Here is a 7,666-nt window from a genome sequence, read left to right as displayed (position 1 = left end):
CGCACTGGGACTTCACCCGCCTGATGGCGATCCGTGAAGCCAACGAAGCGCAGATCGCCGAAGGTGGCGACGACAACCGCTTCCCGGTCTACCCGCAGCGCATGGTTGCCGACATCCGTCGCGTGTTGCCGTCCGAAGGTATCGTTGCCCTGGACAACGGCATCTACAAGATCTGGTTCGCCCGTAACTACAAGGCGCACAAGCCGAACACCGTGCTGTTGGACAACGCCCTGGCGACCATGGGCGCTGGCCTGCCGTCGGCCATGGCGGCGCACCTGGTGTACCCGGACCGCCCGGTGATCTCGGTATGCGGCGACGGCGGCTTCATGATGAACAGCCAGGAGCTGGAAACCGCAGTACGCCTGGGCATGCACATCACCGTGGTGATCCTGCGTGACGATGGCTACGGCATGATCCGCTGGAAGCAGGCCAACATGGGCTTCACCGATTTCGGCCTGGACTACGGCAACCCGGACTTCGTCAAGTACGCCGAAGCCTACGGTGCCAACGGCCACCGCGTGGAAAGCGCCGAAGGCCTGCTGCCACTGCTGGAGCACTGCATCAAGACCCCAGGCGTGCACGTGATCGACTGCCCGGTCGATTACAGCGAGAACGACCGCATCCTCAACAGCGAGCTGCGTGAGCGCGCGCTGGCGGTGTAAACAATCGCAAAGCAATGCCACATGGTCCGGCAGTCGCAGGCTCTATAGCCTGCGGCCGCCGGCTGGTGACAAGTAACAACCTCCTCCCATCTCGCCGTTCATCGATTCTCGAAACATCCGCATACAGCGTTGGATGACCGATCGTCGTCATTCACTGGTGGCTTCAGCCTGGCGCACTACCCACATTACCAAGTTGGGAAATAGCAGCGCTCGGGCGTTCTTGTGGGGCGTTTCCTACTCCATCAATTCCTGAGTCCTGCAACGCCATAGGAACTGCCCGACTGTCGCTCTTTCGCCCAACCCCGGTTTACTGGCGCCCTTCCAAAACAACCATAAAAAGGAAGCCGCCATGTCTGAACACCGCTCTGCCGTAAGCCCTGTACGTCTCGCCGTCATCCAGTACGACCCGCAGGTCGGGCTCGAACATTGCGATGGAAACCTGAGCAGAGGTCTGGCATTGGCCAGACGTGCAGCGCATGAAGGCGCCAATCTCATCGTGTTGCCCGAGCTGGCCAACACTGGCTACACCTTTCAATCCCGTGCCGAAGCCTATGCCCATGCTGAAACGCTGCACGATGGGCACAGCTTGCAAGCCTGGGCGGACTTTGCCAGGGAGCATCAGGTTTACCTGGCTGCGGGTTTCGCCGAACGTGACGGGTTGAAGCTTTACGACAGCGCTGTATTGTTCGGCCCTGAGGGTTTGCTCGGGCACTACCGCAAGGCGCATTTGTGGAACGAGGAAAAGCTCTGGTTCACCCCGGGTAACTTGGGCTTCCCGGTGTTTGAAACGCCGATTGGCCGTATCGGCCTGCTGATTTGCTGGGATATCTGGTTCCCGGAAGTGCCCCGATTGATGGCTGCACAGGGCGCCGACATCATCTGCAGCCTGAACAACTGGGTGTGGACGCCGCCGCCGCTGTTTGATGAAGCAGGGCGCTGCATGGCTACCTACCTGACCATGACGGCTGCGCATGTCAACAACGTCTATATCGCCGCCGCCAACCGTATCGGCGAGGAGCGGGGCGGGCGCTTCCTCGGTTGCTCACTGATTGCCGGCACCAATGGCTGGCCAATTGGGGAGGTGGCAAGCGCAGAGGAGGAGGGCATCCTGTATGCCGATATAGACCTCAGCAGTGCACGTTCGGCCCCGATCTGGAACGCCCTCAACGATCTGCCGCGAGATCGGCGTACCGACCTTTATGACGCAACCCTTGGCTATCGCCTGCATTCCCCGATGCCGCGCTGAGGAGTTGCCAATGAGCACATTACTCTTGCCGAACCGACGGCAATCGCCGCTGTTGATCTTTGCCTGCCTGCTGATACTGCTGGTTGCCAGTGTCATATACGGCAACTGGCCGGATTACGCGCAACTGGCTGCCACGCTCGATCAGCCACTGAGCCGCTTGCGCTGGATAGTCGGTGATATCAGCGAAGTGGCGTTCTACAAGCATGAACTCCCTGCCCTGGGGTTGCTGCTTGGGGCTTGCCTGGGGCATTGGGCCCATATGCGTGGCTACCGATGGCAGGGTTTCGCCATCTGCTATGGCAGCGGCTTGTGGCCCTGGGTGTTCGCGAGCTCGCTGCTGGGCCTGCTGCTCAGCCACGCTTTGTGGGGTTGGACCCTGGCCAGCGGCACCTGGCAACCGACGTTTGTTGCGTTCGTGTCGTTGCCGGCTGCGACGGTGCTGCTGTTCGGGGCGGGCTGGCGGGTAGCGATAACAGGCGCGGTTCTTGGCGCACTGCTCGTTACTCCTGCAAGCCTGCTGCTGGTCAACTATCTGTGCTACCCGCTGCAACTGCCGGTGGTGGTCGGCAATGTCAGTGGCATGGCATTGGCGAGCCTGGCGGCGTTCATACTGTGTAAGCGCTTCCCTTCATGGGTCAGGCCCAGCCACAAACCTGTTGCTGCCGAGCCCGTGGCAGGGCGTCCCGATTACGGCGTGATCTGGACCTTGCGCCGTGTGCTGGCAGATTTCAGCGAGGCGCCATTCCTTGGCAATGAGTGGGCCAGCCTTGGGCTATTACTGGGCGCATGCCTGGCCTACGTGCTGGCACCTGCCGCACCGGCGTATGGCTCTCTGTTGCTGATACCGATAATTACCGGCCAGGCGCTGGCGTCTTTGGTCGGTGTGGTGTTCTGGCGGCGTCAGTGGCAGGCACGAGGGTGGTACCCCACGTACATTCCTATCGTCTCGATCGTTCCGGCCGCAGTGCTTGCTCATGGTGGCAGCTGGCAAGTGATTGTGGCCAGTGCGGTACTGGGTGCATTAATGGCCCCGCCGTTGGCCGTTGCAATCACCCAGCGCCTGCCGGCCTACATGCATGGTTATATTGGCAATGTGATGTCCATGGCCATCAGTACGTTGGCGATCGTGCCAGTGGTGGGGCTACTTGCTGGGGGTGATGTATGAAAGCGCAAACGAACCTGCCCAGGCTGGCCATTGCCAGCCTGGGGGGAACCGTGAGCATGCAGGCGGGTGATGGCGTGTCAGGCGTCAAGCCCAAGCTTGGCTGTGAGGAACAACTGGCCAAGGTGCCGCAATTGTCCGAAATGGCTCACATCGAAGCTGCCACGCTTGGGCTGTTGCCCAGTGCTTCGATGGGGTTTGCAGAACTGCTCGAGGTATTGCTCTGGGCGCAACGCGCGGTGGAGGGCGGAGCGCAGGCGGTCATATTGACTCAGGGTACCGACAGCCTTGAGGAAACGGCTTTTTTTCTCGATCTGCTCTGGTCTTCCGAGGCACCGTTGATAATGACCGGTGCCATGCGCGCGGCCAGCCAGCCGGGCAATGATGGCCCGGCGAACTTGCTGGCGGCGGCACACGTTGCCTTGGCTCAAGGCAGTCGTGGGCGTGGCGTGCTGGTGGTGATGAATGACCAGATTCACTGCGCAGCCAATGTCCGCAAGACGGCCAGCCTGGCCCTCACCGCGTTCAAGTCACCCGGAAGTGGCCCGATCGGCGACGTGGTGGAGGGCGTTGTGGTGTATCGCCATCCACCAGCTCACCGGGAAGTGCTACCGCTACCGCAATGCACCGATCACCGCGTTGCCTTGCTGGAAGCCTGCCTTGGCGCTGACACCGCGTTGTTGCAGGCCGTTGCCTCGCTGGGCTACGAGGGGCTGGTCATCGCCGGCTTTGGTGCAGGGCATGTCTCCAGTAGCTGGGCCGAAGCGCTGGGCACGCTCGTACCGACCCTGCCAGTGATCGTCGCCACCCGCACCGGCAGCGGTCCCACTGCCTTGGCATCCTACGGTTTTGCGGGGGGCGAGATCGACTTGCAGCGCAAGGGCGTACACATGGCGGGGCAACTGTGCCCGCGCAAGTGCCGCATACTGTTGTGGCTGTTGATCGGCGCTGGCAGGCAGCATCAATTGCACAGCTGGTTGCCGCGTTGAGTGATCTGCCCGCGTAGCTGGAGGCGCGGGCAGCCCTTCGGCCACTACTGTGCTAGGGTGCACACACTTTTGCTTTCAGGACCCATCCTCATGCTTCCCCCACTCAGCGAAAAAGAACTCCACCGCCTGGCGGACCTGCTGATTACCTACGGCAATGACTACTCGGTACTGAACCTGGCCGAGCTCAACGGCTTTTTCACTGCACTGGCCAGCTCGCCGACCACCGTCACCCCTGAACACTGGTTGCCCGCAGTGGCCGGTGGCAAGGTGCCAAAGTTCAAGAAGCCGGCACATGAAGAAGCCTACGTGGCGTTGATGCTGCGCTACGCCAGTCAGGTGGCCGAAGAGTTGAGCGGCAACGTCGACCAGTTCGAGCCGTTGTTCGAGGAAAGCGAAGACGATCAGGGCACAGTGATCGTGATGGAAGAGTGGTGCTTTGGCTACATGCGCGGGACTCAGATCGCCGGCTGGGGCGCGTTGCCACCAGAGCAGGACCAATTGCTCAAGGCCATCTCGCTGCACGGGCTGGAGGATAACTTCGAACTATTGGACCAGCTGAGTGTTGAAGATATCCAGGCCTATGTGCCACAGGTGATCGAGGCTGCGCGCCAGCTTTACCGCTTCCACCGCCCAGTTAATTGAAGTCAGTGACCACCTGATAACCGACCAGGAACGGGCGGACAGGTCCTACGGTATTATTCCGCTACGCGAAATTATGGTTTCCTCAGCGCACTGATTCTGCTGTGAGCCGAATCAGTGCAGCATGTGCTCCATCAGCCCAACCCGGTGCTGACCAGGAGCCAAGCCCATGTCGAACCCGATCAAGCTTTACAACTTCCCCAAGTCCGGCCACGCCCACCGCATCGAGCTGATGCTTTCGCTGTTGAACCTGCCCACCGAGCTGGTGTTCGTCGACCTGGCCAAAGGCGCGCACAAGCAGCCAGAGTTTCTCGCCCTCAACCCGTTTGGCCAGGTGCCGGTCATCGATGACAACGGCACGGTAATCGCCGATTCCAATGCCATCCTCGTCTACCTGGCGAAAAAGTACGACAACGGCACCTGGCTGCCCGAAGAGCCCGCTGCTGCTGCGCGCGTGCAACGCTGGCTGTCGGTCGCCGCCGGCCCGTTGGCCTTTGGCCCTGCTGCTGCACGCCTGGTCACGGTATTCGGCGCGTCGTTCAATACCGACGAAGTGATCGCCCGCGCCCACACCCTGCTCAAGGTGATCGACGCCGAACTGGCCCAGTCGCCCTTCCTGGCGGGCAGCACACCTACCATTGCGGATGTCGCCAACTACTCGTACATCGCCCACGCGCCAGAGGGTAATGTGTCGCTGGAGCCTTATGCCAACGTGCGCAGCTGGCTGGCCCGCATCGAGGCGTTGCCTGGCTTCGTGCCCATGCCACGCACCATGATCGGGCTGCAGACCAGCGCCTGATTACCCGCCATCGCGAGGAACGCCGCCATGCAAAAGTCTCCCGATCACCGCCCCTCGCCCTGGCATGCGGGCGAGAAAACCCTGCAAGAGAAGGTTGGTGTTGCAGAACGCATGGAGGCGTTCGGGCAGAAGGTCATCCGTGACCACATGCCCGACCAGCACCGTATTTTCTACCACCAGTTGCCGTTCATGGTGGCTGCCAGCGTGGACCCCCAAGGGCGGCCTTGGGCCACCCTGCTGGAAGGGCCTGAAGGGTTCGTCAGCTCGCCCGACCCTCGGCAACTGATGATCGACACGATGCTGGCGGCTGATGACCCCGCTACCCCTGGTTTGGTAGCCGGGCAAGCGGTCGGGCTGCTCGGTATTGAGTTGCATACCCGTCGGCGCAACCGCATCAACGGGCAGATCCACCAAGCTGCACAGGGCCAGCTTCGGGTAACCGTGGAGCAGTCGTTCGGCAACTGCCCGCAGTACATCCAGTTGCGCGAATACAGCCGCGTGGATGAACCTGCGCAAAAGCGCGTCGATGCGCCAACGCTCGATGCCACGGCCATCAGCGTGATCGAAGCGGCCGATACGTTCTTCGTCGCCAGCTATGTCGAGCACGATAATGGCCAGCGCTCGGTGGATGTTTCCCATCGCGGCGGCCGGCCGGGTTTCGTCAAGGTTGAAGACAATCGCCTGATCATCCCTGACTATGCTGGCAACCTGCATTTCAATACCTTGGGCAACTTGCTGGTGAACCCAAGGGCAGGCCTGCTTTTTATCGACTTCAACAATGGCAATGTGCTGCAGGTCAACGGACGTACCGAACTGCTGCTCGACAGCCCGGACATCCCGGCCTTCGAGGGCGCCGAGCGGTTATGGATGCTGGATGTGGAACAGGTTGTGTGGCGCCCGGCTGCTGTTTCCCTGCGCTGGGCGTTCAAGGAGTATGCGCCGACCAGCCTGATGACCGGTACCTGGGCCGAGGCTGAGGCACGTCAGCAGCAGCGCCAGCATCAGCGTCAATGGCAGGCCTGGCGTGTGCTGCGGGTGGAGCAGGAAAGCCGTGATATCCGCTCGTTCTACCTTGAACCACCGGCAGGTAGCCGCGTGGCCTTTGCCCCAGGGCAGCATCTCCCCGTGCAAGTGCAGCGCGATGGCGAGGCGGCGCTGATCCGCACCTACAGCCTCTCCAGCGCACCTGCCGATGGCTACTTGCGCATAAGCGTCAAGGCACAGGGCCCGGTGTCGCGGTTTCTGCATGAGCGCCTCGGGGCCGGCGATGTGTTGAACGTGCGGCCACCGATGGGCAGTTTCACGCTCGACCAGCAAAGCGCGCGGCCGCTGGTGCTGATCGGCGCGGGCGTGGGTATCACGCCGTTGCTGGCCATGCTGCGCGAGCAAGTCAGTACTGGGCAGGCTCGGCGCATTCATCTGTTCCATGGCGCACGTAGCCTTGCCGACCTGCCGTTCCGCCAGGAACTGGCCGAATTGCAGCAACGGGCTGCTGGCATGCTTCGCGTGCATTGCGCCCTAAGCCAGCCAGAGGCGCATGCGCTGGTCGGCCCTGATTACCAGTTTGCCGGCCGTTTGGGTATCGAGCAGGTCAAGGCAACGTTGGCGCTGGACGACTACGATTTTTACCTGTGCGGGCCCGGCAGCTTCACCCAGGACATGTATGAAGGGCTGCGCGGGCTGAACGTGCCGGACGCGCGGATTCACGCCGAAGCTTTTGGCCCCTCGACGCTGCGGCGGCACAGCAACCCAGACCGGCCGACATTGCAGCAGCCGCCTGCTGCCGATGAACCCGTGCCGGTGTATTTTGCGGCCTCGGCCAAGGAGGCGCGTTGGACCCCCGGTGCAGGCACGCTGCTGGAGCTGGCCGAGGCGCGTGGGCTGGCGCCGGAATTCAGTTGCCGGGGTGGCTCATGTGGCACTTGCAAGACCCGCCTGGTAAGTGGCCAGGTGCATTATCCCAACCCGCCTGCCGAGCTACCGGAGGCAGGGGCAGTGCTGATTTGTTGCGCTGTGCCGGCGAGGGTGGAGGAGGGCGGTCAGGCGTTGGTGCTGGATGCCTGATTTACCTGTGCCGGCCTCTTCGCGGGCAAGCCCGCTGCCAGACTGATACCCATTCCTATGGGCGCTGGCGTACCGTCGATGAGTCCGGTTCAGGTAACACAATTC

7 protein-coding genes are annotated in these 7,666 nt (G+C 62.0%); all 7 read left to right on the top strand.

The window, feature by feature from the left end:
• Positions 1 to 662, top strand: a 662-nt coding sequence (locus E8E68_RS21735) for a thiamine pyrophosphate-dependent enzyme (RefSeq protein WP_280344617.1), incomplete at its 5' end; no start/stop codon positions are given.
• Between the two features lie 349 nt (positions 663 to 1,011).
• Positions 1,012 to 1,908, top strand: a complete 897-nt coding sequence (locus E8E68_RS21730) for a nitrilase family protein (RefSeq protein WP_266031756.1) — start codon at positions 1,012 to 1,014, stop codon at positions 1,906 to 1,908.
• A gap of 10 nt (positions 1,909 to 1,918) precedes the next feature.
• On the top strand, positions 1,919 to 3,073 hold the full coding sequence (locus E8E68_RS21725) for a hypothetical protein (RefSeq protein WP_280344615.1): 1,155 nt from the start codon (positions 1,919 to 1,921) through the stop codon (positions 3,071 to 3,073).
• Positions 3,070 to 4,059: an asparaginase gene (locus E8E68_RS21720; RefSeq protein ID WP_280344613.1), complete on the top strand. Its 990-nt coding sequence runs from the start codon at positions 3,070 to 3,072 to the stop codon at positions 4,057 to 4,059. The genes E8E68_RS21725 and E8E68_RS21720 overlap by 4 nt, the downstream gene beginning before the upstream one ends.
• A 90-nt stretch (positions 4,060 to 4,149) precedes the next feature.
• On the top strand, positions 4,150 to 4,701 hold the full coding sequence (locus tag E8E68_RS21715) for a UPF0149 family protein (RefSeq protein WP_280344610.1): 552 nt from the start codon (positions 4,150 to 4,152) through the stop codon (positions 4,699 to 4,701).
• A 166-nt stretch (positions 4,702 to 4,867) separates the two neighbouring features.
• Positions 4,868 to 5,497 (top strand): glutathione S-transferase, encoded by a 630-nt coding sequence (locus E8E68_RS21710; RefSeq protein ID WP_266031751.1) that lies wholly within the window; start codon positions 4,868 to 4,870, stop codon positions 5,495 to 5,497.
• 27 nt (positions 5,498 to 5,524) lie between these two features.
• Positions 5,525 to 7,561, top strand: a complete 2,037-nt coding sequence (locus tag E8E68_RS21705) for a pyridoxamine 5'-phosphate oxidase family protein (RefSeq protein ID WP_266031749.1) — start codon at positions 5,525 to 5,527, stop codon at positions 7,559 to 7,561.
• The last annotated feature ends 105 nt before the right edge of the window (positions 7,562 to 7,666 follow it).

It is taken from the genome of Pseudomonas sp. BN607, from assembly GCF_029871175.1.
GTDB lineage: Bacteria > Pseudomonadota > Gammaproteobacteria > Pseudomonadales > Pseudomonadaceae > Aquipseudomonas.
This window is presented reverse-complemented; position numbering and strand designations above follow the sequence as displayed.